The sequence below is a fragment of the Bradyrhizobium sp. 22 genome (assembly GCF_000482425.1).
Taxonomy (GTDB): Bacteria; Pseudomonadota; Alphaproteobacteria; order Rhizobiales; family Xanthobacteraceae; genus Bradyrhizobium; species Bradyrhizobium japonicum_B.
The window spans coordinates 3,974,722-3,993,967 of the sequence record NZ_KI519399.1 but is presented as its reverse complement, the minus strand read 5'-3'; the positions used below and the strand labels follow the sequence as shown (position 1 = coordinate 3,993,967).

At 62.8% G+C, this 19,246-nt stretch carries 34 protein-coding genes and 2 tRNA genes; 18 read left to right on the top strand and 18 right to left on the bottom strand.

What is annotated here, in order from left to right:
- Nucleotides 1–71: 71 nt before the first annotated feature.
- The 3 genes from K410_RS0120395 to K410_RS0120385 form a co-directional block, all read right to left on the bottom strand.
- Complete coding sequence (locus K410_RS0120395; protein WP_028136587.1) at nucleotides 72–698, bottom strand: pilus assembly protein PilZ; 627 nt, start codon at nucleotides 696–698, stop codon at nucleotides 72–74.
- Between the two features lie 205 nt (nucleotides 699–903).
- Nucleotides 904–1,575, bottom strand: a complete 672-nt coding sequence (locus K410_RS0120390; protein ID WP_028136586.1) for a hypothetical protein — start codon at nucleotides 1,573–1,575, stop codon at nucleotides 904–906.
- A 117-nt stretch (nucleotides 1,576–1,692) separates the two neighbouring features.
- Nucleotides 1,693–1,767 (bottom strand) — tRNA-Glu (locus K410_RS0120385).
- Between the two features lie 226 nt (nucleotides 1,768–1,993).
- Here K410_RS0120385 and K410_RS0120380 point away from each other — a divergent pair.
- The 3 genes from K410_RS0120380 to K410_RS39700 are packed head-to-tail and all read left to right on the top strand — an operon-like array spanning nucleotide 1,994 to nucleotide 2,727.
- A complete protein-coding gene (locus tag K410_RS0120380) occupies nucleotides 1,994–2,248 on the top strand; it encodes a PilZ domain-containing protein (protein ID WP_028136585.1) in 255 nt (84 codons plus the stop codon).
- Nucleotides 2,249–2,304: 56 nt separating this feature from the next.
- Entirely contained in the window at nucleotides 2,305–2,553 is a 249-nt protein-coding gene (locus tag K410_RS0120375) for a hypothetical protein (protein WP_028136584.1), read from the top strand.
- A gap of 6 nt (nucleotides 2,554–2,559) precedes the next feature.
- On the top strand, nucleotides 2,560–2,727 hold the full coding sequence (locus tag K410_RS39700; RefSeq protein ID WP_063831427.1) for a hypothetical protein: 168 nt from the start codon (nucleotides 2,560–2,562) through the stop codon (nucleotides 2,725–2,727).
- Nucleotides 2,728–2,791: 64 nt separating this feature from the next.
- Here K410_RS39700 and K410_RS0120365 read toward each other — a convergent pair whose 3' ends face one another.
- Entirely contained in the window at nucleotides 2,792–3,430 is a 639-nt protein-coding gene (locus K410_RS0120365; RefSeq protein ID WP_028136583.1) for a glutathione S-transferase family protein, read from the bottom strand.
- 303 nt (nucleotides 3,431–3,733) lie between these two features.
- Nucleotides 3,734–4,186: a VOC family protein gene (locus tag K410_RS0120355; RefSeq protein ID WP_028136582.1), complete on the bottom strand. Its 453-nt coding sequence runs from the start codon at nucleotides 4,184–4,186 to the stop codon at nucleotides 3,734–3,736.
- 249 nt (nucleotides 4,187–4,435) lie between these two features.
- On the opposite strand from K410_RS0120355, the gene K410_RS0120350 reads away from it, so the two are divergent.
- Nucleotides 4,436–5,215 carry a hypothetical protein gene (locus tag K410_RS0120350; protein WP_028136581.1) on the top strand — a complete coding sequence of 260 codons (780 nt, stop codon included), beginning with the start codon at nucleotides 4,436–4,438 and terminating at the stop codon, nucleotides 5,213–5,215.
- Nucleotides 5,215–6,051, top strand: coding sequence for an abortive infection family protein (locus tag K410_RS37080; RefSeq protein WP_049820133.1), 837 nt, complete (start codon nucleotides 5,215–5,217; stop codon nucleotides 6,049–6,051). The genes K410_RS0120350 and K410_RS37080 overlap by 1 nt, the downstream gene beginning before the upstream one ends.
- A 225-nt stretch (nucleotides 6,052–6,276) precedes the next feature.
- Here K410_RS37080 and K410_RS0120340 read toward each other — a convergent pair whose 3' ends face one another.
- The 4 genes from K410_RS0120340 to K410_RS0120320 form a co-directional block, all read right to left on the bottom strand.
- On the bottom strand, nucleotides 6,277–6,936 hold the full coding sequence (locus K410_RS0120340) for an oxidoreductase (protein WP_028136580.1): 660 nt from the start codon (nucleotides 6,934–6,936) through the stop codon (nucleotides 6,277–6,279).
- Nucleotides 6,937–7,458: 522 nt separating this feature from the next.
- Nucleotides 7,459–7,611, bottom strand: a complete 153-nt coding sequence (locus K410_RS39695) for a hypothetical protein (RefSeq protein ID WP_155253519.1) — start codon at nucleotides 7,609–7,611, stop codon at nucleotides 7,459–7,461.
- A gap of 34 nt (nucleotides 7,612–7,645) precedes the next feature.
- Nucleotides 7,646–7,798 (bottom strand): hypothetical protein, encoded by a 153-nt coding sequence (locus K410_RS39690; protein WP_155253518.1) that lies wholly within the window; start codon nucleotides 7,796–7,798, stop codon nucleotides 7,646–7,648.
- Nucleotides 7,799–7,856: 58 nt separating this feature from the next.
- Nucleotides 7,857–8,048: a DUF3072 domain-containing protein gene (locus tag K410_RS0120320; protein ID WP_028136579.1), complete on the bottom strand. Its 192-nt coding sequence runs from the start codon at nucleotides 8,046–8,048 to the stop codon at nucleotides 7,857–7,859.
- A gap of 97 nt (nucleotides 8,049–8,145) precedes the next feature.
- Between K410_RS0120320 and K410_RS0120315 the strand changes: the two genes are divergently transcribed.
- The 4 genes from K410_RS0120315 to K410_RS0120300 all read left to right on the top strand — a co-directional run bounded on the left by K410_RS0120315 (nucleotide 8,146) and on the right by K410_RS0120300 (nucleotide 9,228).
- Nucleotides 8,146–8,379, top strand: coding sequence for a hypothetical protein (locus tag K410_RS0120315; protein WP_028136578.1), 234 nt, complete (start codon nucleotides 8,146–8,148; stop codon nucleotides 8,377–8,379).
- Nucleotides 8,376–8,600: a hypothetical protein gene (locus K410_RS0120310; protein ID WP_235884773.1), complete on the top strand. Its 225-nt coding sequence runs from the start codon at nucleotides 8,376–8,378 to the stop codon at nucleotides 8,598–8,600. Before K410_RS0120315 ends, K410_RS0120310 begins: the two co-directional genes overlap by 4 nt.
- Before the next feature lie 72 nt (nucleotides 8,601–8,672).
- Nucleotides 8,673–8,840 (top strand): hypothetical protein, encoded by a 168-nt coding sequence (locus K410_RS39685; RefSeq protein ID WP_155253517.1) that lies wholly within the window; start codon nucleotides 8,673–8,675, stop codon nucleotides 8,838–8,840.
- 10 nt (nucleotides 8,841–8,850) lie between these two features.
- On the top strand, nucleotides 8,851–9,228 hold the full coding sequence (locus tag K410_RS0120300; protein ID WP_028136576.1) for a hypothetical protein: 378 nt from the start codon (nucleotides 8,851–8,853) through the stop codon (nucleotides 9,226–9,228).
- 71 nt (nucleotides 9,229–9,299) lie between these two features.
- On the opposite strand, the gene K410_RS0120295 is transcribed toward K410_RS0120300, so the two are convergent.
- On the bottom strand, nucleotides 9,300–9,602 hold the full coding sequence (locus K410_RS0120295; RefSeq protein ID WP_028136575.1) for a hypothetical protein: 303 nt from the start codon (nucleotides 9,600–9,602) through the stop codon (nucleotides 9,300–9,302).
- A 211-nt stretch (nucleotides 9,603–9,813) separates the two neighbouring features.
- Nucleotides 9,814–10,305: a hypothetical protein gene (locus tag K410_RS0120290; protein ID WP_028136574.1), complete on the bottom strand. Its 492-nt coding sequence runs from the start codon at nucleotides 10,303–10,305 to the stop codon at nucleotides 9,814–9,816.
- Nucleotides 10,306–10,656: 351 nt separating this feature from the next.
- On the opposite strand from K410_RS0120290, the gene K410_RS0120285 reads away from it, so the two are divergent.
- Together K410_RS0120285 and K410_RS40450 are read left to right on the top strand one after the other, a co-directional pair.
- On the top strand, nucleotides 10,657–10,953 hold the full coding sequence (locus K410_RS0120285; protein WP_018323108.1) for an HU family DNA-binding protein: 297 nt from the start codon (nucleotides 10,657–10,659) through the stop codon (nucleotides 10,951–10,953).
- A gap of 435 nt (nucleotides 10,954–11,388) precedes the next feature.
- Nucleotides 11,389–11,526 (top strand): hypothetical protein, encoded by a 138-nt coding sequence (locus K410_RS40450; RefSeq protein ID WP_194402184.1) that lies wholly within the window; start codon nucleotides 11,389–11,391, stop codon nucleotides 11,524–11,526.
- A gap of 54 nt (nucleotides 11,527–11,580) precedes the next feature.
- On the opposite strand, the gene K410_RS41295 is transcribed toward K410_RS40450, so the two are convergent.
- Nucleotides 11,581–11,715: a hypothetical protein gene (locus tag K410_RS41295; protein WP_283805927.1), complete on the bottom strand. Its 135-nt coding sequence runs from the start codon at nucleotides 11,713–11,715 to the stop codon at nucleotides 11,581–11,583.
- Between the two features lie 346 nt (nucleotides 11,716–12,061).
- Here K410_RS41295 and K410_RS0120270 point away from each other — a divergent pair, with 346 nt between their 5' ends.
- On the top strand, nucleotides 12,062–12,259 hold the full coding sequence (locus K410_RS0120270) for a hypothetical protein (protein WP_028136572.1): 198 nt from the start codon (nucleotides 12,062–12,064) through the stop codon (nucleotides 12,257–12,259).
- Between the two features lie 33 nt (nucleotides 12,260–12,292).
- Here the strand turns inward: K410_RS0120270 and K410_RS41290 are convergent, their stop codons facing one another.
- Both K410_RS41290 and K410_RS0120260 read right to left on the bottom strand, forming a co-directional pair.
- Nucleotides 12,293–12,418 (bottom strand): hypothetical protein, encoded by a 126-nt coding sequence (locus K410_RS41290; protein WP_283805926.1) that lies wholly within the window; start codon nucleotides 12,416–12,418, stop codon nucleotides 12,293–12,295.
- Nucleotides 12,419–12,497: 79 nt separating this feature from the next.
- Entirely contained in the window at nucleotides 12,498–12,728 is a 231-nt protein-coding gene (locus tag K410_RS0120260; protein ID WP_028136571.1) for a hypothetical protein, read from the bottom strand.
- A gap of 282 nt (nucleotides 12,729–13,010) precedes the next feature.
- Between K410_RS0120260 and K410_RS0120255 the strand changes: the two genes are divergently transcribed.
- On the top strand, nucleotides 13,011–13,298 hold the full coding sequence (locus K410_RS0120255) for a hypothetical protein (protein ID WP_028136570.1): 288 nt from the start codon (nucleotides 13,011–13,013) through the stop codon (nucleotides 13,296–13,298).
- 67 nt (nucleotides 13,299–13,365) lie between these two features.
- Here the strand turns inward: K410_RS0120255 and K410_RS40445 are convergent, their stop codons facing one another.
- Nucleotides 13,366–13,530 carry a hypothetical protein gene (locus tag K410_RS40445; protein WP_162832225.1) on the bottom strand — a complete coding sequence of 55 codons (165 nt, stop codon included), beginning with the start codon at nucleotides 13,528–13,530 and terminating at the stop codon, nucleotides 13,366–13,368.
- Nucleotides 13,531–13,771: 241 nt separating this feature from the next.
- On the opposite strand from K410_RS40445, the gene K410_RS0120245 reads away from it, so the two are divergent.
- From K410_RS0120245 to K410_RS0120230, 4 genes are all read left to right on the top strand, one after another.
- Nucleotides 13,772–14,533: an SIR2 family NAD-dependent protein deacylase gene (locus tag K410_RS0120245; protein ID WP_028136569.1), complete on the top strand. Its 762-nt coding sequence runs from the start codon at nucleotides 13,772–13,774 to the stop codon at nucleotides 14,531–14,533.
- Between the two features lie 198 nt (nucleotides 14,534–14,731).
- The gene (locus tag K410_RS0120240; protein WP_028136568.1) at nucleotides 14,732–15,394 is read left to right on the top strand and encodes a cold-shock protein; all 663 of its coding nucleotides are present in this window, start codon (nucleotides 14,732–14,734) and stop codon (nucleotides 15,392–15,394) included.
- 148 nt (nucleotides 15,395–15,542) lie between these two features.
- Nucleotides 15,543–16,028, top strand: coding sequence for a DUF192 domain-containing protein (locus K410_RS0120235; protein ID WP_028136567.1), 486 nt, complete (start codon nucleotides 15,543–15,545; stop codon nucleotides 16,026–16,028).
- 97 nt (nucleotides 16,029–16,125) lie between these two features.
- Nucleotides 16,126–16,202 (top strand) — tRNA-Pro (locus K410_RS0120230).
- A 291-nt stretch (nucleotides 16,203–16,493) separates the two neighbouring features.
- Here K410_RS0120230 and K410_RS40440 read toward each other — a convergent pair.
- Nucleotides 16,494–16,652 (bottom strand): hypothetical protein, encoded by a 159-nt coding sequence (locus tag K410_RS40440; protein ID WP_196236026.1) that lies wholly within the window; start codon nucleotides 16,650–16,652, stop codon nucleotides 16,494–16,496.
- A gap of 334 nt (nucleotides 16,653–16,986) precedes the next feature.
- Between K410_RS40440 and K410_RS0120220 the strand changes: the two genes are divergently transcribed.
- A complete protein-coding gene (locus tag K410_RS0120220; RefSeq protein ID WP_028136566.1) occupies nucleotides 16,987–17,181 on the top strand; it encodes a hypothetical protein in 195 nt (64 codons plus the stop codon).
- Nucleotides 17,182–17,263: 82 nt separating this feature from the next.
- Here K410_RS0120220 and K410_RS0120215 read toward each other — a convergent pair whose 3' ends face one another.
- A complete protein-coding gene (locus K410_RS0120215) occupies nucleotides 17,264–17,662 on the bottom strand; it encodes a hypothetical protein (RefSeq protein ID WP_028136565.1) in 399 nt (132 codons plus the stop codon).
- Between the two features lie 173 nt (nucleotides 17,663–17,835).
- Nucleotides 17,836–18,999, bottom strand: coding sequence for an OpgC domain-containing protein (locus K410_RS0120210; RefSeq protein ID WP_028136564.1), 1,164 nt, complete (start codon nucleotides 18,997–18,999; stop codon nucleotides 17,836–17,838).
- Nucleotides 19,000–19,246: the final 247 nt, after the last annotated feature.

Genomic DNA, 19,246 nt, shown 5'->3' with positions numbered 1-19,246 from the left:
ACCATCGAAAGCTGATCCCGCAATGGGGCCGCGATAGGGCAGCGATGCGGAGGCGAGACGGCCGGTCCGCCTCAAGCCGATTGCTGCAGCGGCGAGCGCGCAATGAGATGGACCACGTCGTCACGCGCCTGCTTTTCGGCGAATTTGACCGCGAAGCCGTTGTCGAACTTGCGGATGACCCGCCCCACGCAGGCGCCGACGGCCAGCGCGGTTCCCACCGGCGGGTCGTACTCGCAGGATATGGCGACGCCGGCCGTGGAGACGTCGATGATGAAGCAGGGATGGGTGCTCCCGTCGGCGAGCGTCAGGAGGCTGTGCGAGACCTGGGGAACGAAGCGCGCATCACGCCGCAGCTCCTGGATGCTGTCGTCCTTTTGCTTCTTTTCCAGCCAGGTCAGCTTTTCCGACATCCAGGCGCGCCGCGCCCGCGTCATGTCCAGCTCCATCAGGAAGCCGGCTTTCAGCGTCGCGCTGATGGTGCATTGGAATTCGCCGAAATCCTGGAAGTAGGACGTGAGCCGCTCGCCGACCTTGCCGACGACAGGCACGTCCACGATCATGCGGAAGGGCGAGACGCGCTTGGTGCGGCAGGCGAAGGTGCGCAGCTTGCCCTCGCAATCGTACCAGCGCGGCAGCGAGTAGCTGCCGTTCACGGCGACGTCCACTGCTCGTTGCCTGAGGAACTCTGTGACGGACATGCGCGCCAACCGTGTTTGGGATCGTTCCCGTAATTCCACGGTAGCGGTCAAATTCTAAGTAAATGATACCGGCGCTCAAAAGCGGGGGTAAATTTCCGGTAAACGCGCGCTGCGGTCACGCCGGAAAAAGCGCGGCATAAGGACCCGTTTTGCTCCAGGCTTTCTCACAACCTCGTCATTGCGGGCGCGGCGGTAAAAGCGCTGCCTAGGAAGATCCGAACAACGCCAGCAAGGCCAATGCGCCGAATGCCATGGCGAACTGGACCGTCGTCCCAGTCAGGCCGTTCGGGCTGATCTCCCATCCCAATTGCGGCAATGCGCGCCGCAATGCGAGCGCCGTGAATGCTTCGACGACGGCGAGCAAGAGGGCGATGCCGGCGAGGAAAGACCAGGATTCCGCCGACGGCATCCACGGCGCGAGCCAGGCGGGGACCGAGCCCTTCAAGGCGGCCAGCAACGCGAACCATCCGAACCAGAATGCGGAGCGCTTGACGATGTCTGCGCCGAGCGTTTCGGGCTCGAGCCGGATACCGATGCTTGCCAGCGCGCTTTCAATGCGCCCGCCGTCGGTCAGGAGGATGAACGCCCCGAAATAGAGAGGGACGCGCGATTGGAAGAGCATGGCGGCGACACCGAACAGGATGACGTGGCCGACGACATCGCTGAGGAGCTCCCGAGCGATCCGGCCTGACGGCACCGGAGCGGGCGGCGCGAGATCAGACTGCGGACGCGGTCGGGCGCGGGCCATGTGCGCCAGCATCTTGGCGCGCAGGTCCGATGGATGCTGGCCGGGATGGCGACCCAGCCACGGCGGAAGCTCCGGCGTCATTGCGGACGCGCCGGACGAACCATCAATTTCGGGGTAGCGCTGCGTCATAGGCCAGGACCGGTTCCAACCGACATTGGTCGGTGGCGAGCGGCGGGAAGGTTCATGGGGAAGCAGCGGAAATTGCCGTTCGGCCGTGGCAGCCGATGGCGTTCATCGCCTGCGCAATGGCGCTCCCTAGCGGAATCGAACCGCTCTCTCCACCGTGAAAGGGTGGCGTCCTAACCGATAGACGAAGGGAGCAAACGCAGGGCCCTGCCGTTGTTCCCGGCACGGCCGCTGGCCGGCCGAACAGGGCCCGGCGGCTTGCAGCGGGCGAACGTATAGTGGCCTTTACGCCTCCGGGCAAGCCGGTCGGGGCCGGTCTTTTGGCCCCGGTGGATAGCGCCGATCCGGGGATTATCGGCGGGCGATTGCAACGGTTTCTTAGGGGGCGCCGGGTAGCGCTGGGGAGGGAGATCTCTCGCCGATGCCACCGCCGAAAAAGCGTGCAGCCCGCAAGCTGCTGTCGAAGCACGCCTGGATCACGCTCGACGGCGGCTTCGCCGCGCGGCATTGCCTGGTCCAGGATATCTCGGATTCCGGCGCCAAGATCACCCTGGACGAGGATGCCAGCCAGCTCCCGGGCGTGATCCGGCTCGCCTTCGCACGGGATTCGCGCACCGGGCGGAGCTGCCAGGTGGTCTGGCGCCGCGGCAAATCGGCCGGCATCAAGTTCATCTGATCGCGGGTGCACCCGCCCCGATGGCGCGCTGCGCCGGTCCGGGCTAGAACGCCGCCATGCGCACCAAGCTCTTGATCCTGATCCCGCTGCTCGTCACGTCCGCCGCCGCGGCGGAGTCCCTGCGCCTGCCGCCTGCCGAGCGGCCCCAGGCGGGCGCGACCATCGCGCCGCTGAAGGGCGCGGCCGGCAAGGCCCGAGCAGGCGCCTGCGCCTCCTATGGCCCGCGCTTCGTCATGGTCGAGGGCACCGGGACCTGCGTGAAGATCGAGGGCTCGAGCCGCATCGACACCACGGTCAGGCGCTAAAGGCCGATGTCGCCGGATCTCATCCGCCTCGACCTCATCGTTCCCGTCGTGATGTATTGCGCGCTGCTGTGGTGGGTCGGCCGCGGCCTGAGCTGGACGGCGCGGCTGGCGACGGCGGCGGTGACCCTGGTGCTGATCGTCTGCGTGCTGCTGGTCGAGCGCGGCTGGCGCTAGGCCCAAAGCAAAAAATGCGAAAACAACCCCATGCACAGTAGCCGTCAAGCGCCGAACCGCCGGCTCACGACATCGGCGGTGCGACATGTTGTGCAAATCCGGGCCGTTTGCCGAGCTCGGCGAGCCAGCGCGTCAGATGCGGCTGCGCCGGCCGGCTGATGCCCTCGACCCCGAGCCAGCGCCGCGCATAACAGCCGACCGCGATGTCGGCGAGCGTGAAGGCATCGCCCGCCATGAACCGGCGTGAGGAGAGCAGGCGGTCGGCGATGGCCCAGACCTCGGCGGCGGCGTCGGCATCGCGCTGCACCTGGATCATGTCGCGCTCGGCGGGCGCCGTGCGCACGATGCCCCAGAACACCGGGCGGTCGACCGGCTGCACCGTCGACAGCGTCCAGTCCAGCCAGCGGTCGATCGAGGCGCGCTGCTTCGGCGCTTCGGGATAGATCGGTGTGCCGCGTCCATGCGCGAGGCAGAGGTAGCGCATGATCGAATTGGATTCCCACAGCACGAAGTCGCCCTCGACCAGCGTCGGGATCCGCGCGTTGGGGTTCATCGCCAGATACTCGGCCTCGTGCGTCCGGCCGTAGCTCATGCCGGCATCGATACGCTCATAGGGCAGATCGAGCTCGGTCAGGCACCACAGCACCTTCTGCACGTTGACCGAATTGGCGCGGCCCCAGATCGTCAGCTTGGTGTCAGGCATGAAACGTCTCCCGCGGCGTTGTTGCTTGTCGCGGGTGATAGCGGAATTCGCCGGCTTGAGCGATGCGCGATTGCGGCGCCCCTCATGCAAAAAGCTCCGCACGTGGCGGAGCTTTCATTGCATAGTTCAACCTGGCAAAGATCAAACCGACGGTCAGCGGCCGAAGAACAGCCACAACAGAATGATCACCGGGATCGGCACGCCAAGCATCCACAACAACAGCCCTCTCGCCATCGTATCCTCCTCCAATTGCATCACTGGAGGGTGAACGCGGGCCGCGCGTGCTTGTTCCCGCGCGCAAACCTACCAATGACCGGTGTTCGGCATGGACGCCCACGGCTCCTGCGGCGGCTTCGGATCGCCCTTCTGCAACAGCTCGATCGAGTGCAGGTCCGGCGAGCGCACGAAGGCCATGTTGCCGTCGCGCGGCGGACGGTTGATGGTAACGCCGGCCTTCATCAGCTTCTCGCAAGTGGCGTAGATGTCGTCGACCTCATAGGCGAGATGGCCGAAGAAGCGATCCTCGCCGTAGGTCTCCTCGTCCCAATTCCAGGTGAGCTCGACCAGCGGCGCCCCGCGCGTCGGCGGCTGCTTCTTCAGCGCCTCGAGATCGTCCGCCGAGCACAGGAAGACCAGCGTGAAGCGCCCCTTGTCGTTCTCAATCCGCCGCACCTCCTTCAAGCCGAAAGCATCGACATAGAATTTCAGCGCGACATCGAGATTGCGCACGCGCAGCATGGTGTGGAGGTATCGCATGGGTGGGGCTCCCTGGGGGTGGAGGGTTTTGTCTTGGGCCGGGACGGCGGGGGAGAGATAGCAGGAAACGGGGAGGAGGGGCAGGGGCGGGGGCAAATGCCCGCGAGAGGCAAACGACGGCGAATGAGTCTATGCACCGTCGGCCTTGAATCGTAGGCGAGGATATGCGTTGGCTGCGTTCGGTTTTTGTGAGTGTATCGGCCGATCTGGCGCAATAAAGTCTACGGAATCACCCTCGAGGCGGGCAGAATGACGGATATTGAGTACATATCGAGGCGCCTGAACGCGAGGTCCTACGAGGCCCTCGAAGAATTCAAGCTGGAACTGGCCGCTATGGTTAGGAGGGCTTCAGCGAGCAACGCCCTCCAGAACAGCCGGACCTATCTGCAAGTTGAGGAAATCGCGTTGCGGGTGTTCGCCAAACACGCCCTCGACGCTGCGCAATTCACCTACAACTGCTCCGAAGACACCGGCTTAGAAATCACCAACGCCCTAAAATATTGTATGGGGCGGATGGCGGACATGATCGGACAGGAACTGGGCGTTCCGAACGGGCTCTCGAATTCGGCGCAGAACGACGCCTATGCTACGATTGCGAACCGGACGATGGTCAAACTGACCGAGAAACGGGATAGCCTCGTAGACGACTACTTCCATGGGATGATGGGAAGCCAGAAGATGAAGAAGGAAGGTACGATCAATATTGTTCAGAGCAACAGCCCGGGCGGGGTTCAACAGGTCGGCTCCAACTTCAACCAGTCAGCGTTCACCCAGACACACCAATCGCTCGTTCAGGAAATCGACAAGGCGTTGGCGTCGCCGGAATTCAAGGCATTGGGATCGGAAGACCAACTAGAAGTGCGCGACCTTGCCGATGCGGTGAAACTCGAAGCGGAAAAATCGCAGCCCGACGCGGGCAAGCTGAAGCGTTGGGGAGACAAGTTGGTGAAGGTTACGGCCGACGTGGGACTCAAGGTTGTGTCCTCGACCATCGCCGCGCTGTTACTGAAGATGTATACTGGTGGTTGATGGCCCAGATTCCGGCTCAGCTCATTGGGGTAACTGCACCGATTGCCGGTGAATGGTACGGCCATACGAAAATCAACGCCAAACTAATGGCCTGCGGTTTCCCCGGCGAGCCACCGGCCGGAAATAGGATCGACAAGATCCGGGTTTGGCTGATGCGCGGTAATGCCCAGATGACCGATCCGTTGACGGCATTTGGTCAATTCATCGCGGACATGATGGACCATGAGCGGGAGCCGTATGTCCGTCATTCGTGGGACGGGACACCGCCGGTGGTCGAACCTGATTTCCGGCAGCCGATTTATGACGCGCTGGCAAGTGAGGGGCTGAGCTACAGCCGCGGGGGCCATATCCATGGCGTGAACCTGCCGGGCCCTAGCAAATCGCTGCGCGAACAGCTGAACCTGAACCCGTTCCAGACCATCGAGAAGGAATTCGACCGCGCGCTGAGAACGGTTGTCTCCGATCCGCCCGCCGCGATTACCGCAGCTTGTGCCGTGCTCGAAGCCCTCTGCAAAAACTACCTGAATGAGGAGGAGCAGGAGGCCCCGAACAAGCAGCTATTGAACACCATGTTTCCGCTCGTCATGAAGCACCTTGGCCTGTCGCCGGCCGACTACCAGGGGGACATTCAGCAGATCTTGACCGGCATGTTCTCAGTTACCCACGGCGTCGCCGCGCTGCGCACCCACTACGGTTCGGCGCACGGGCACGATGAAGACACCCAGCCAATCTACCCACGTCACGCGCGCTTGGCTGTGAACGCGGCGCACACGCTCACGTTGTTCATCATGGAAACTTGGGAAGCCAGCAAGTCAGGCGGGAAGCAATCCCTCTAAGAGCCTGCATTCGCTGTTCCGATGAATCGAAGCCGTCGAAAATTGGCGCTTCTTTCCTCGTCCTGCCACGGGTCATCCTCGAAAACCTGTCACTGTAATTATCGTGTCTCACTGCAGGGGTGCAGCTCGTAGGATGGGTAGAGCACTTGCGAAACCCATCATGCATCGTCACGCAACAAGGCCCTCGATGGGTTTCGCTTCGCTCTACCCATCCTACGCACCGCATCACGCTCCAAGCAGCGCCGCCATCTCTTTCCAATGATAGATTCGCACCTTCTTGGTTTGATGCCGCGCGGCGTTGGCAATGGCGTGCGCGATGTCGTTGCCGGCGATCCCGCGATAGCGGTCGGCCGGGCCGACGAGCAGCGGATTGAGCACGCCCCAAATCGCGATGATGAGGCGTTCGCGGGGGCGGTCCTCATCGCGCTCGCCGACGATCATCGACGGGCGGAAAATGTGCGTGTGCTCGAAATCGAGCGCGAGAATGTCCCGCTCCACCTCGCCCTTGGTCCTGAGATAGAACACGCTCGAAGCGGCGTTGGCGCCAACGGCCGTGACCAGAAACACCGAGCGCGCGCCGTTCGCTTTGGCGATCTCGGCCGCGAGCACCGGATAATCATGATCGATCTTGTAATACTCGGCCTCGTCAGGCGTGTGCTTTCGTGTCGTCCCCAGCGCGATGAAGATCTCGTCCGCAACCAATTGCGGCTTGAGGGCGGGCAGGGAAGCGAGATCGCCGATCAGCACCGTGAGCTTCGGATGGTCCACCGCCAGCGGCTTGCGCGCCACCGCGACGACCCGCGAATAGTCGGGGCTGTCCAGGAGGTCGCGCAGCAAATGCGAGCCGATGAAGCCGGTTGCGCCGAAGACAAGGGCGGTCTTCATTCAAGACACCGTTGTGCGTTGATTGCCTGATCGCTTATTGAAAGTCGGGGGAGTATGGCACGAGGGTTGTCGCCGAAGAACGTGCGTGAACTCGCAGGATGAGTAGAGCACTTGCGAGACCCATCATGCTTCGCCACGCAACAAGGCCATCGATGGGTTTCGCTTCGCTCTACCCATCCTACGAGCTTGGCTCGGTAGCAGTAAAGCCACTCAGAGCGCCGGGCCGAGCCGAAGTGCTCTAATCGTCAGTCATAATCAGAACGCGAACCAGGCCAGCACCGCGATGACCGGGAGAATGGCCACGCCGAAAAGCATCAGCGGTGCGGGTTCGTTGCCTGTGCGGTCGCTCATGATAGCCTCCTAAAGGATAGCCCCGCAGCGGCGGCGCCACGGGGCTGTCAGTGCCGACACGCGGGGGGGGAATGCCGGCACTGCTTGATCGGTGAATTCCGATTGGCCGGACTTGTTCCTAAGCGCGCTGCGCCGAGATCCGTAGGGCGCTCTGATGCAAAAGGCCGCGCATCACTCTGGCTCGGCTTCGTCGTCACCGTTATCCAGCTGCGCCCGATATTCCTGCGCAGCTTTCAACAGAGCTTCTCTGATTTCGCCGTCTGCCGTCTGGGCGGCGAGAGCTTCCGCGCGGTCGGCCTGGTGTTGCAGGGATTCCTTGGTCATGCACGGCCAACTCGGCCGACATCACGCCAGTTCCTCACGCCGCCTTCTCGACGCCCTTTGCAATGATCTCGACTTCGAAATAGCCCATGTCGCGGAGCTCGGCGGCCTTCTTCTCGGCCGCTTCCCGGGTGTCCCGCTTCAAGATGATCTGGCCCGCTCCGTCGCGGGCGCAAACGAAATAAGGCATTTTCGATTCCCAATTTCGTTTGCATACACACGGCACCGCAATCCCGCAATTCCCACGCCTATTCATCCAGCCCGGCCTTTTGCCGCATCTTGTCGATCAGCTCCGAGGCCTCGGCCTTGGTCAGCTCCGGCTCGGGCGGTCTTTCGTGCGCCTGCTCGGCGAGGGTCTTGAGGTAGGATTCCTGGGCTCCGGTCATCGGGTCATCTCCGGAAACCCAGTCCTTCGGTTCCTTCCGGGTGTTGTCGGCCATCGCGCATCTCCTTTTCCGTCTCCGTACAACGTCGGACTCGACTCTGCGTTCCTCTTTTGTTCTTATGGGCCAGCTCCAAAATTCGCGAGGCGGAACAATGCCGGACCTGGACTATGTCAGGCGGGAGATCGAACGGATGCGTATCCAGATGGGAAGGCACAGGAGGGAGATCCTCCAGCTGCAGCGGGCCGGCGTCGGCACGGCCTCGGCCGAAGCGCTGCTGTCGCGGATGGAAGCGAAGCTCGAGAGTCTTTGCGCGCAGCGCGATGCGCTGAAGGCGGCGGAGCCGCGCGCGGCGAAGGGCCGGGTGCTCGGCGGGAGGACATGGTGAGCAGGCGATGGTTCGACGACGAGCGAGAGCTGTCGCCATTCCTGACCGCGCTCGAGGACGTTCGCCGACGGGCGACGCGGGAAGGGTGGTGCTATGCCCACGTCCAGGCCATCATCGTGGCGATCGACCAGTACGCGGAAGCCGCGACCGGCAACCGCGAGTATTTTCTCAACAAGCCGGTCTCGATTGGTGACAGCCGGAAGGCCGGGGATATTCGGTGAGGAGATCGTGGACAGCGGTTAAATTTAACCCGCCGTCGCCGAACCCCGGTTCCGCCGGCGCGACCAATTCTCATGCTGCAGGCCCTGCTCAGCGCGATCGTGGAAATTCTCCTGTCGGCCGCATGGAGTGCCGTCATCAGGTTCTTCGGCCTGGAACATGCCGTCGAGATCGCGACGGCCGTCCTCGGCCTCGCCTGTATCGTGATCGGCTCTGCGGTGCTGCTGCTGGGGCACGGATGAGGAGAGCTTCGTGAAGACGATCACGCTGCTTGCGGTGGCGGCCATGTTGCTGCTGGAGGCGTTCGGCCCGACGTCGAGCGTCGGCGGCTCGATGAGCTTCATGCTGGTCTTTGTCGTCGTGACGCTGGCGGTCGCGATCTACGAGGCGTGGTCGAACGAGCGCGGCGTGATGGGATGGATCGTCAATCTCTTCGCATCAATCGTGGGCGGTCTGACGGCGGTTGCCCTCATCGGAATGGGCATGGAGGCCGTGCTGCCCTACCTTCGCCTCGAAGGCTCACTCGCCTCGTGGCAACATCCGCTGAAGTACGCCGTCGTTGCGATCATCGCGATCTTGATGGTGCTGGGATCGTGGCTCCCCCTCCGGGTCCTGAATCGGCTCCGCTGATAACGCCGTCAGACGCGACCTCAGACGCTCCTTGGGACGACAGCCGAGGCAGCCATCCCCGACGTCTGAAGCTAGGCCGCGATCCGTTGCTCGACCGGGGCCGTCAGCAGCTTGAGCGCTTGCGCATGTTGCAGATCGGGGACCGCGATCGCCGTATGGCTGTAGGCCGCATGGCTCCCTGATCTTGCGATCCCGTTCAGGATCTCGCTGCCCTTGATGACATGGAGGCCCATGCCGTCGTCGGCGGGGAAGATCGCCAGGACCACGTCATAGGCCGCGATGACGGCTTTGAGCGCTTCGGCCTTGTCCTCGGCGAGCTCGACAAAGACACGAACATCGGCCGCGAGTTCACGCAGCTCGTCAAAATCAAGCACTGTGGGATACTCCAACGCAACGAAACTGAATGGAGCTTGGCCGCGTTAGGTTACTGAAGCGTCAACAACGCGCGCCCGGCCACAAGTTTCACGGCGAGGTGACGTCAGCCTCCAAAGCGCGAGGCGACGAGAAGTGAATCGCCGTTGCGCTTCGGGTTGTCGTTCAAGCATGATCGTTCCGAAACACCGCCGCAATTTTCCGGATCATGCTTCAGCGCTTGGCATCCACCTTGCGCAGCCGCGCCTCCGCGGCCTCGTCCACGAGGCTCAAGGCGAGGCCGTCATAGCTCAGCTTGAGCCCGCGGCCGACGATCCAGGTCCATCCGTCCCGGTCCTTGATGGCTTGCGCGTTGAACTGTTCGGAGATCGATTTGACGGCAGCATCCTGCGGTCCCGGATTGTTCACCGTCGCATTGACGCGCCAGATCGGGCGGCTGGCATCAGCCTCGTCGCTGTCAACCGTGACCTTGGCGCCGTTGATATCGCATTCGAGAGTGTAGGAGTTGCGACCCTGACGGCAGAGATAATGGCGTCGACTGACGAGCTTGCTGGTCTCCTCGGATGTCATTCCGGGCGAGAAGCCGAAGATGTCGGACTTCTTCACGACGGCGAGGGACGCAGGCTTCAGGAAGCTCGGCTGGAGCGCGACGAGGGCGGCGACGGCCACGACGATCAAACCTGCGATGACGATAGCGACCTTCATGAGCACCCCGCGAGAAACCCTCAAGCCATTATAGCAGCCGGGGACGTTCTGCCAGGCGCGCAAAGCGAAAACCCCGCCTGGGGGGAAGCGGGGCTCTCTGGTGGGGTGAAGCTTGGGGACTTCAATGATGAGACGCACCAGGGACAAAATGGTTCAAAGGAAAGTGGCAGGCCTGCGCCAGCTTGCACAGGAAGTCGGGAACCCCGCAGAGCCGCTGCTTGCGTTTTCGGCCTCGATGGGTTCTAAGCCCGTCACTTCATGACCTCAGGCATGAAATCAGCCAGCGCGCCCCCCGCGCTTCAGGCCGCGTCCACAGCAAAAATTGCTCGCGCGCACAAAAGGAATTCAGAGATGGCGAAGATGACGAAAACCCAATTGATTGATGCGATTGCCGAGGGCACGCAGCTCTCGAAGAACGACGTGAAGTCGGTGATCGAATACATGGCCACTGTCGGCTACAAGGAGCTCAACGAGTCCGGCGAGTTCGTCATTCCCGGCTTCGTGAAGATGTCGGTCGTCAACAAGCCGGCGACCGAAGCCCGCATGGGCGTCAATCCCTTCACCAAGGAGCCGATGCAGTTTGCGGCCAAGCCCGCGAGCAAGTCGGTCAAGGCCTCGCCGCTCAAGGTGGCCAAGGACGCCGTCTGAGCGTTGGCGACATCGTTGCGGCGCGCTCTCTCGCAAGGCCGCGCAGCGATCAAGGGCTGAAGACAAAAGGTGGTGCTCGGCATCTGCGATGCCGAACATCGCCACGACGATCAGGACAAACAAGAAAACCCCGCGCTTTCGCACGGGGCTCTTCCGACTGACGACGTTGGGATTTCAGCGCCTGGCCGTCAGCCGTAGCTCAAACTTAAAGTTGAAAATCCAAAAAGCAACAGCGCCGCGGGTGACGGAATATGTTCGTTCACCGCGGCGCTGCCATATAACTGGGCGCTGAAATCCCCAGCTTTCATGGGTCCGCGCTGCGCCGAAAAGGTTCAAAGCGACGTGCCGGGAAAATCGCGCCAGGGGGCTGGACTTTTTGTTCCCTCTTTGTTCTAATGCGCCTCCTCTAGATCGACCGCAAGGAGGAGGTGACTCATGACCGTCGAAAAGCAGCGCGAAGTGATCAGGCTCTGGAACGAGCTCAGGAGGCTCGAGGGTCCGGCCGCAGAAGAGCTCCGCATTCAGATCCTGGAATGCTTCTCGGAGAAGGGCAAGGCGAAGCGGGCGGCGTGATCTGCGCGCACGAGCCAGCGTGCGGGGACGACGTGCAGGAACGAAGCTGTGCCGTCAGCGTTCGGCCTGCATGACATGCCCGCGATGCGCCCAGCCGATGACGGCGGTCTCCGCCAACAGCTTTCGATGTGAGCCATGCCGCGAGATCGTCATCGTGTTTGCGGCCGTCTCGAAATTCTTGCCGCCCAAGATCGTGTCGGGGAGTCTTGCGGCAGACGACGTTGCGGCGCGCGCTTTCATCGATCGTTAGGAATCGCGCCGCGCTGATTTTCTCGATTCCGATTCGTTCTTTGAGAACGAAAAGGAGTCGAAGCTGGAACAAAGACGGTCGGCAAAGTAGCGCTGTCGTAACTGCGCTTCGCATGGGACAGTGGACCGTCGCGATGGCACCGCAAATTCCTAACGATCCTTTGCGCGGAAGCCGATAACCCTATTCGGTTAGGTTAAAAGCCCAATCGCGTTGCGCTTGTCGCCGCATCGGGTAGGTGTCTGGCAAAGACAAGCAAGAAACGCCTTTGCAGCAAGCAATTTTGTCATGACACCTTTTTCACAGCCTTCCTTTTACCAGGGCGACCGCCACACCTACCGGCGCGTCGCCATCGTCGGCACGCTGTTCTGTCTCGCGTTCGTGGTGGTCAGCTTTTCGCTGCGGCCGCAGGTCGAGGACACGCGCGTTGCGGTCAAGGCCGACCGGCTGGTGCGCACGGCGGGCCAGCCGGCGCATGCCAATTGAAACGGCACACGCCAGAAAAAGTGGCGCACCCGATCAGCGCTCGTCGCTGTAGCTGCAATTGTCGGCCGGCGCGTGCGGGTATGCGCTGCCGCGCGAGGCGAGCGCCAGGAAGCCGGCATAGCCGGACAGGTTGAGCACCACTTCGAGCCATGCGGGCATGTCGGCCTCTTCCGTTCTGCGTGAAGAGAGTTCAACGTCCGCGCGCAATCCCCGTTCCCTGCTCCTGCCGAATAGCAGCTCAAACCGGAGAGGAAGGGTCGAGGCGGCGGCCGAGGGTCGCGACGGATTCGCTCGACGGCTGCTCTTTCAGGAACTCGGCGATGGCCCGCGCCAGCTCGCGGTCACTCATCGGGGTCGGCGGCGGGTGCAGCGCGCCGTTACCGAAGTTGCGCACGATCTCGTCGTAATGCCGATCGTCGGATCTGGGAACCAATTTACGGATACGGGCCAGCAAAGCGGATAAGGGCAAGTCTTCCTCCTCGGTCGTCCGCCCCGCTGGCAGCCATTGCCGTGTGCTGCCATCTGTTCCCGTGAAACTGAAAACCCCGCCGGCATCGCGGAGATGCCGACGGGGTCTTCGTGCTGTCGCCTCAACCGGATGGCGGAGGCTCCCGCACTTGGAGAGGCAATGCGCGCCCGGCGGTTTCGTTCCGGCGCCCTCTGCTTTTTGTTTGCAGCTGTGGTTCCACCCCTGCGCGCAACCATCGCAGGCGCGCGTCGTTAATCCCGGCAAGACGCGAAGGAGGAGTGCATGAAGAAGACATTGGCAGTTCTGGTCACCGTCGCAGCCGTCGGTGTGACCGCGGTCGCAGCCCCTGCGCCCGCCGAGGCACGCGGGCGCGGCATCGGCCCGGGCCTCGCATTCGGCCTCGCCGCCGGCGCGATCACCGCGGGCGCAGTCGCAGCATCCCCGTACGGCTATTACGGCCCCCGCTACGGCTATTATGATGGCCCCGCCTATTATTACGGGCCTGGCCCCTACGGCTATTACGGCGGCGGACCGTACCACCGGCACCATCACCACTGGCGCCATTGGTAACGCCCGACAAGCGAAAAGCCCGGAGCGATGCTCCGGGCTTTTTTCATGCGCAATGATCAGAGGCGCGTTACGGCCAAAGCGACGGCCGTTCGACTTTGCGGGCATTCTCCAGCGTCGACACGAAATACTCCTCGCGCTCGCGCTTGAATTTTTCCTGCGTGGCACGGAAGGCGGCGACACGGGCGGCGATCTCGTCGCGCTCACGGGCTTTGCGTTCTTCGTCTTCGGTCATGGCCATCCCCTCGGGTTACTATTGAACTCAAGCACTGCCGCCGCATCCTCTTGAGTCGCATTCACACATCCATTGATGCTCCCGAATGGGGCGTCAATGGGGAGGCGGCATTGCAGGATTGTGATATGCGAAGGCCGGAAAAAATTGCCGAGTGCATCGCGTTGGCGCTTGATAAGAGCGTCAACGATCTTGCCGCTTGCGCAGTGAGCTGCCAGGGCAAAAACGAATCGGGAGGCCGCGATTGATTGCATCGGATCTTCAAAGCGGCGTCGAACGGCTTGGCGACATGATCGCCGAGGCAAAGGTGATCGTGCCGTTCACCGGCGCCGGCATCTCGACCGAATGCGGCATTCCCGACTTCCGCTCGCCGGGCGGAATTTGGACGCGCTACCGTCCGATCGAGTTCGGCGAATTCGTCGCAAGCCAGTCGGCTCGCGACGAATCCTGGCGTCGCCGTTTCGCGATGGAGGAGGTGTTCGCGGCGGCGAAGCCTGGCCGCGGCCATCGCGCGCTGGCCTCGCTCTATCGTGCCGGCAAGGTTCCCGCCGTCATCACCCAGAACATCGACAATCTGCACCAGGCCTCCGGCTTCGCCGGCGAGCACGTGATTGAACTTCACGGCAACACCACTTATGCGCGTTGCATCGGATGCGGACAGGCCTATCCGCTCGACTGGGTGAAGCGCCGCTTCGACGAGGCCGGCGCCGCGCCCAACTGCACCGCCTGCGATGAGCCGGTGAAGACCGCCACGGTCTCTTTCGGCCAGATGATGCCCGAGGACGAAATGCAGCGCGCGACCGCGCTGTCGCAAGCCTGCGACCTCTTCATCGCGATCGGTTCCTCGCTCGTGGTCTGGCCGGCGGCGGGGTTTCCGATGATGGCGAGGAACGCCGGTGCACGTCTGGTGATCATCAATCGCGAGCCGACCGAGCAGGACGACATCGCCGACCTCGTCATCCGTCACGACATCGGCGAAACGCTTGGGCCCTTTGTCGGTAATTGAGGCATCAATTTGATTCGCGGCTGCGCAAGCTGTTCATAGGTTCCGGCGAATCTCTTTTTTGTCTATGCCTCGCAACCGGGAGTGTTATCTTTTGAGTCGAAAGATTCGCGTCGCGTCGAATTGAGAACATTCTCTTAAGACGCGTGATTCGAGCGCCGCCGGTGTGGCGGGTTGCATGGCAGCGTGGGGTCCGGGGTTATGGGGTCGTCGGACGGATTTGAGTCCAAGAAGCTCGGGGTTCCCGGGCAGGGAGCATCGTCCGGGCGGGTCACGCCGGGCGAACATGGCGGTGCCGGCCGCGACAGCGGCCTCAATCCATTCAGCGGGTTGGGCGAGGCCAGCGCCAACCTCGTCGAAGTCCACGGCGTCATCAAATGGTTCGACGCCTCCAAAGGCTACGGCTTCATCGTTCCCGACAACGGCTGGCCGGACGTGCTCCTGCACGTTACCGTGCTTAGGCGCGACGGCTTCCAGACCGCCTATGAGGGCGCCCGCATCGTCGTCGAGTGCATCCAGCGCGCCAAGGGTTACCAGGCGTTCCGCGTCGTCTCGATGGACGAATCGACCGCGATCCATCCGGCGCAGATGCTGCCGCCGCGCACCCACGTCACGGTCACCCCGACCAGCGGGCTGGAACGGGCCCAGGTCAAATGGTTCAACCGGCTGCGCGGCTTCGGCTTCCTGACCTGCGGCGAGGGTACGCCCGACATCTTCGTGCACATGGAGACACTGCGCCGCTTCGGCATGACCGAGCTCAGGCCCGGCCAGTATGTCCTGGTCCGCTTCGGGCCCGGCTCCAAGGGCATGATGGCGGCCGAGATCCATCCCGAGACCGGATCGCCGGGATTGCAGTCGCACTGAGCACGGTGCGACGTGCCGACCGGATCCGGTCGAGCCTTCAGGTCCCGCAATCGTGAGCAGAGGCGCGCCGGCAGGCCGGCGCGCCTCTGGCTTTTCCGACGACCGCCGCTTAAGGACTGACTCCAGTCCCACGCCTCGAGTATCCCCCATGAATCCTGATCGAAAGGCCATCTGGTCCGCTCTGAAGGGCTGGCTTGCCGCCATCCTCGTCGCCGCCGGCTGTGTCATCGCCAGCGCGCCCGCCGGCGCCGCCAGCTTCCAGCCGCTGGAGATCGTCACCAGGAACGGCGTGCAGGTCTTCTCGGTGGAGATGGCAACGACCGCGGAAGAGAAAGAGACCGGCCTGATGTACCGCAAGGAGCTGGCGGACGGCAAAGGCATGCTGTTCGACTTCAATCCCGAGCAGGAGATATCGATGTGGATGAAGAACACCTATGTCTCGCTCGACATGATCTTCATCAGCGCCAACGGGCGCATCCTGCGCATCGCCGAGAACACCGAGCCGCTGTCGACCAAGATCATCTCGTCCCGGGGGCCAGCCCGGGCCGTGCTGGAGGTGGTGGCGGGAACGGTGCAGAAATACGGTATCCGCGTCGGCGACCGCGTCGGTCACCCGCTGTTCGGCAGCAAATAGGGCAGGCAGGCGAGGGGCATTGGCAGCCCTGCTGGCACCAGTTTGTGAGCTTGCTGGCGCCTTTGGAAGCGTGTATCGACGGGGCTCGCCGGACATTCGGGGTATAGCGCAGCCTGGTAGCGCGGCAGTTTTGGGTACTGCAGGTCGTTGGTTCGAATCCAGCTGCCCCGACCAGTCCCGAGGTTGAGTCCCTTTCATTTTCCTTGCGATTCTAACTCCGCCTCAGGCGAGCCGGACCTGTACCGCGCAAAGCGGCTGCAAGCCAATGGCCAGGCGGCATCAGGCGCCGGCATCTAAGCGAAGCCGGTGAGAATGACCAAGACGTCATCGAACCTTGCTGGCGTCGCCATAGACATATCGGTGTTGGGGATTTCAGCGCCCAACGTCTAAACGCAACGCCGCCAAGCGATGATATTCCGCTTGCGCGGCGTTGCGCTTTTCAGACCGCTTGTCGGATCCGGCCGGTCAGCCCGCGGCGTACCAGCCGGCGGGAAACGGCACGAAGGGCCAGATCGTCTGGTTGTCGTTGGCGGCTTTCGGCGGTTCCGGGGTAGCCGTCTCCGCGGCCGGCGCAGACCACGCCCAGCGCAGCGCGACGCGCAAGCATGCATATTCCAAATTCATCGTGGTCGTCCCCGCCCGTCAATAATCTTCAAACATCCAACCCGTTACAAAGTTCGACGTCAGTTCAAAAAAGCACCTGCGCGTAAGCCTGCGCTCGTTCTCAAATCACGTGCAATTCTAGAAGAGCCGGCTGCAGCATTCAACCGACCGCGCAGCTTCATCCCAAGAAGTAAGGTTGATCGGTTAGGTTAAAGCCGGGCGATTGTTGCGGCCGTTGTTCGGGCTGCTATCAGATCGAACCCGGCTCACGATGTGCTGCCCTCCATTCGTGCGACACCGATCACGGCTCGTCGCGGCGCGCATCAGGTGAGTTCTGCGTCAGCGAGTTCTGCCCATGCCCTTCGATCGCAACCTCGAGACCGCCGGTCCGCAGTCGGGCTGGAACGAGATCTGGCACCTCTGGACCGTGATCGTGCCCCGCCGCTCGATCAATGGCCAGCTCGTGTACGGCAAGGTCTGGCGCCGCCATGACGGCCGCGATTGGATCTACAAGAAATTCACCGAGTTCGACGGCGAGGAAGCGGCCTGAAGCATGATGAGCCGGGATTGACCGCTCATCATGCCCAAGGTTCGTCACGCTTCGCGCCGAGGCCCGCGTGCCGTTCGCCGGCCTATCCCCGTGCCTGTACGCGCGGCAGCGGCAGTTTGAAGTGACGTTTCGCATAGGCGACGATTTCGGCATCCGAGGGATGATCGGCCGCTTCCACCGCCGCAATCCGCTTGGCGAGATCGGGAGCGTTCGTGCGGATGTAGCTTGCGAGCTCCGTCTTGGCGCTGGCCGGACCGATGATGAGGATCTCGCCGGCATCGGCGAGGGCTTTGCTCACTTCAGCATAGAACGCCTTGTCAGGAGCGGCATGGCCGCTGCCGACCACGCTGGCCTTGTGATGAAGGTGACGCGTCGCCAGGTGCGGATGCAGCGTGATTTCGTCGGAGCCGCTCAGGCCGAGATGGAAGATCCTGGCTTGCAAATGGTCGATCCATACCACGGCGTGAAAATGAGAGGGCATGTGCTTTTGGCCTTGTCCGAGGGGAGGCCGCCGACATCGGAGCGGCGGCGCGTGTCGTGACGACATTATGCCGGCCGGCGCAGCCCCCGGTTGACCCAGGTCAATCAATCGGCTCAAGCCGCCAGGGCGACCGCGCGCTCCGCGAACGGCGGGGCGTTCCAGGCTCAGGCCGCCTATGCCGCGCTTGCCGCCGGCTTGGGCGGCGGCTTCAGCGGCTTGTCCTGCTTCTTCGACCACGAGATGTAGTAGGCCACCGTCGTCATGATCGCGATGCCGGCGACGCTGACGAAGATCTGCGCGAGCAGCGAGCCGGAGCTCATCGACAGCTCGAAATGGCCGACGAAGGACAGGAACACGCCGACGCAGAACACGGCGAGCGATTGCTGGCCGCAGACGATCAGGGGATCGAACACCTTCCATTCGAGCCCCGGCCATTCCTTCGGCACGAAGCGGATCACCAGGATCACGATCACGACGAAGTGGATGAAGCGGTAGGGCGCGAGGTTGGTCTTGTCGTTCGGGTTGAAGGCCGAGAACAGCCATTCCGGGAACATGCCGCCGAATGTGGGGAAGCGGCCCGCCATGGTCATGACCAGGGCGAACACGAGATAGCCGAGACAGAGATAGAGCGTGATCGGCGCGTTGATCAGCGCCATCGAGCGCCGCGCGCCACCCAGCGCACACCAGGCGCCGAACACGAACAGCACCTGCCAGGCGTACGGGTTGAAGTACCACTGGCCGGCCGGATAGGCGTTCAGATTCCAGCCGAAGTGGCGCGCCGTCAGCCATAGCACGATCGCCAGCACCATCGTCAGATCGGGCTTGCGCAGCATGAACCACAGCACCGGCGGAAACAGGCCCATCAGCACGATGTAGAGCGGCAGCACGTCGAGATTGAGCGGCTTGAAGCGGAGGAACAGGCCCTGGCGCAGCGTCTCGGTGGCGTTGTCGACGAGACCGGCGACGTTGAACTCGTTGATCATCTCGCTATCGCCGAAGCGCAGCGCCAGATAGCTGATCGAGGCGATATAGATCACGAACAGGATGATGTGGGCGACGTAGAGCTGCCAGACCCGCTTGGTCAGCCGGGTGGCCCCGACGATGAAGCCGCGCTCCAGCATCATCCGCGCATAGACGAAGGAGGCCGTGTAGCCGGAGATGAAGACGAACAGATCGGCGGCGTCGGAAAAGCCGTAATTGCGGGTCGTGATCCAGTTCACGACATTGTCGGGGATGTGGTCGAGGAAGATCGCCCAGTTCGCGACGCCGCGAAACAGGTCGAGCCGGAGATCACGGCCCTTGTCGGGGAGGGTGGCGTTGACGTTCAGGAAGGCCATGCGAGGGCAGCTCTCGAAGGGGGCGGACAGGCTGAGGTCGGGGAGGCAGTGCCGCCGGGCGGGATCCCGGCGCGGGAGGCGGGTACGCAATTGTCACGGTGCAGCATAATGACTATACCGTCGCAGGGGCCACGGAGGCCGGAATCACCAAGCAGTTCCCAACCGGTTTTCTCTATACTATCCCTGAGGTTTGCACCAACTGCCACCCTGACGCATCGAAATCGAACGAAGACGAAAACGAGGCCCG

Bases quoted from the DNA above. Each gene is read 5' to 3' on its own strand.
- K410_RS0120315 (WP_028136578.1), top strand. From the start codon at position 8,146: ATGCCGGACCTGGACTATGTCAGGCGGGAGATCGAACGGATGCGTATC.
- K410_RS39700 (WP_063831427.1), top strand. From the start codon at position 2,560: ATGTCGCCGGATCTCATCCGCCTCGACCTCATCGTTCCCGTCGTGATG.
- K410_RS0120285 (WP_018323108.1), top strand. From the start codon at position 10,657: ATGGCGAAGATGACGAAAACCCAATTGATTGATGCGATTGCCGAGGGC.
- K410_RS0120350 (WP_028136581.1), top strand. From the start codon at position 4,436: ATGACGGATATTGAGTACATATCGAGGCGCCTGAACGCGAGGTCCTAC.
- K410_RS40440 (WP_196236026.1), bottom strand. From the start codon at position 16,652: ATGAATTTGGAATATGCATGCTTGCGCGTCGCGCTGCGCTGGGCGTGG.
- K410_RS40450 (WP_194402184.1), top strand. From the start codon at position 11,389: ATGACCGTCGAAAAGCAGCGCGAAGTGATCAGGCTCTGGAACGAGCTC.
- K410_RS0120340 (WP_028136580.1), bottom strand. From the start codon at position 6,936: ATGAAGACCGCCCTTGTCTTCGGCGCAACCGGCTTCATCGGCTCGCAT.
- K410_RS0120355 (WP_028136582.1), bottom strand. From the start codon at position 4,186: ATGCGATACCTCCACACCATGCTGCGCGTGCGCAATCTCGATGTCGCG.
- K410_RS0120320 (WP_028136579.1), bottom strand. From the start codon at position 8,048: ATGGCCGACAACACCCGGAAGGAACCGAAGGACTGGGTTTCCGGAGAT.
- K410_RS0120255 (WP_028136570.1), top strand. From the start codon at position 13,011: ATGAAGAAGACATTGGCAGTTCTGGTCACCGTCGCAGCCGTCGGTGTG.
- K410_RS37080 (WP_049820133.1), top strand. From the start codon at position 5,215: ATGGCCCAGATTCCGGCTCAGCTCATTGGGGTAACTGCACCGATTGCC.
- K410_RS39690 (WP_155253518.1), bottom strand. From the start codon at position 7,798: ATGCCTTATTTCGTTTGCGCCCGCGACGGAGCGGGCCAGATCATCTTG.
- K410_RS0120215 (WP_028136565.1), bottom strand. From the start codon at position 17,662: ATGCCCTCTCATTTTCACGCCGTGGTATGGATCGACCATTTGCAAGCC.
- K410_RS0120240 (WP_028136568.1), top strand. From the start codon at position 14,732: ATGGGGTCGTCGGACGGATTTGAGTCCAAGAAGCTCGGGGTTCCCGGG.
- K410_RS0120365 (WP_028136583.1), bottom strand. From the start codon at position 3,430: ATGCCTGACACCAAGCTGACGATCTGGGGCCGCGCCAATTCGGTCAAC.
- K410_RS0120270 (WP_028136572.1), top strand. From the start codon at position 12,062: ATGACACCTTTTTCACAGCCTTCCTTTTACCAGGGCGACCGCCACACC.
- K410_RS0120235 (WP_028136567.1), top strand. From the start codon at position 15,543: ATGAATCCTGATCGAAAGGCCATCTGGTCCGCTCTGAAGGGCTGGCTT.
- K410_RS0120375 (WP_028136584.1), top strand. From the start codon at position 2,305: ATGCGCACCAAGCTCTTGATCCTGATCCCGCTGCTCGTCACGTCCGCC.
- K410_RS39695 (WP_155253519.1), bottom strand. From the start codon at position 7,611: ATGACCAAGGAATCCCTGCAACACCAGGCCGACCGCGCGGAAGCTCTC.
- K410_RS0120220 (WP_028136566.1), top strand. From the start codon at position 16,987: ATGCCCTTCGATCGCAACCTCGAGACCGCCGGTCCGCAGTCGGGCTGG.
- K410_RS41290 (WP_283805926.1), bottom strand. From the start codon at position 12,418: ATGCCCGCATGGCTCGAAGTGGTGCTCAACCTGTCCGGCTATGCCGGC.
- K410_RS40445 (WP_162832225.1), bottom strand. From the start codon at position 13,530: ATGACCGAAGACGAAGAACGCAAAGCCCGTGAGCGCGACGAGATCGCC.
- K410_RS0120390 (WP_028136586.1), bottom strand. From the start codon at position 1,575: ATGACGCAGCGCTACCCCGAAATTGATGGTTCGTCCGGCGCGTCCGCA.
- K410_RS39685 (WP_155253517.1), top strand. From the start codon at position 8,673: ATGCTGCAGGCCCTGCTCAGCGCGATCGTGGAAATTCTCCTGTCGGCC.
- K410_RS0120380 (WP_028136585.1), top strand. From the start codon at position 1,994: ATGCCACCGCCGAAAAAGCGTGCAGCCCGCAAGCTGCTGTCGAAGCAC.
- K410_RS0120290 (WP_028136574.1), bottom strand. From the start codon at position 10,305: ATGAAGGTCGCTATCGTCATCGCAGGTTTGATCGTCGTGGCCGTCGCC.
- K410_RS0120210 (WP_028136564.1), bottom strand. From the start codon at position 18,999: ATGGCCTTCCTGAACGTCAACGCCACCCTCCCCGACAAGGGCCGTGAT.
- K410_RS0120395 (WP_028136587.1), bottom strand. From the start codon at position 698: ATGTCCGTCACAGAGTTCCTCAGGCAACGAGCAGTGGACGTCGCCGTG.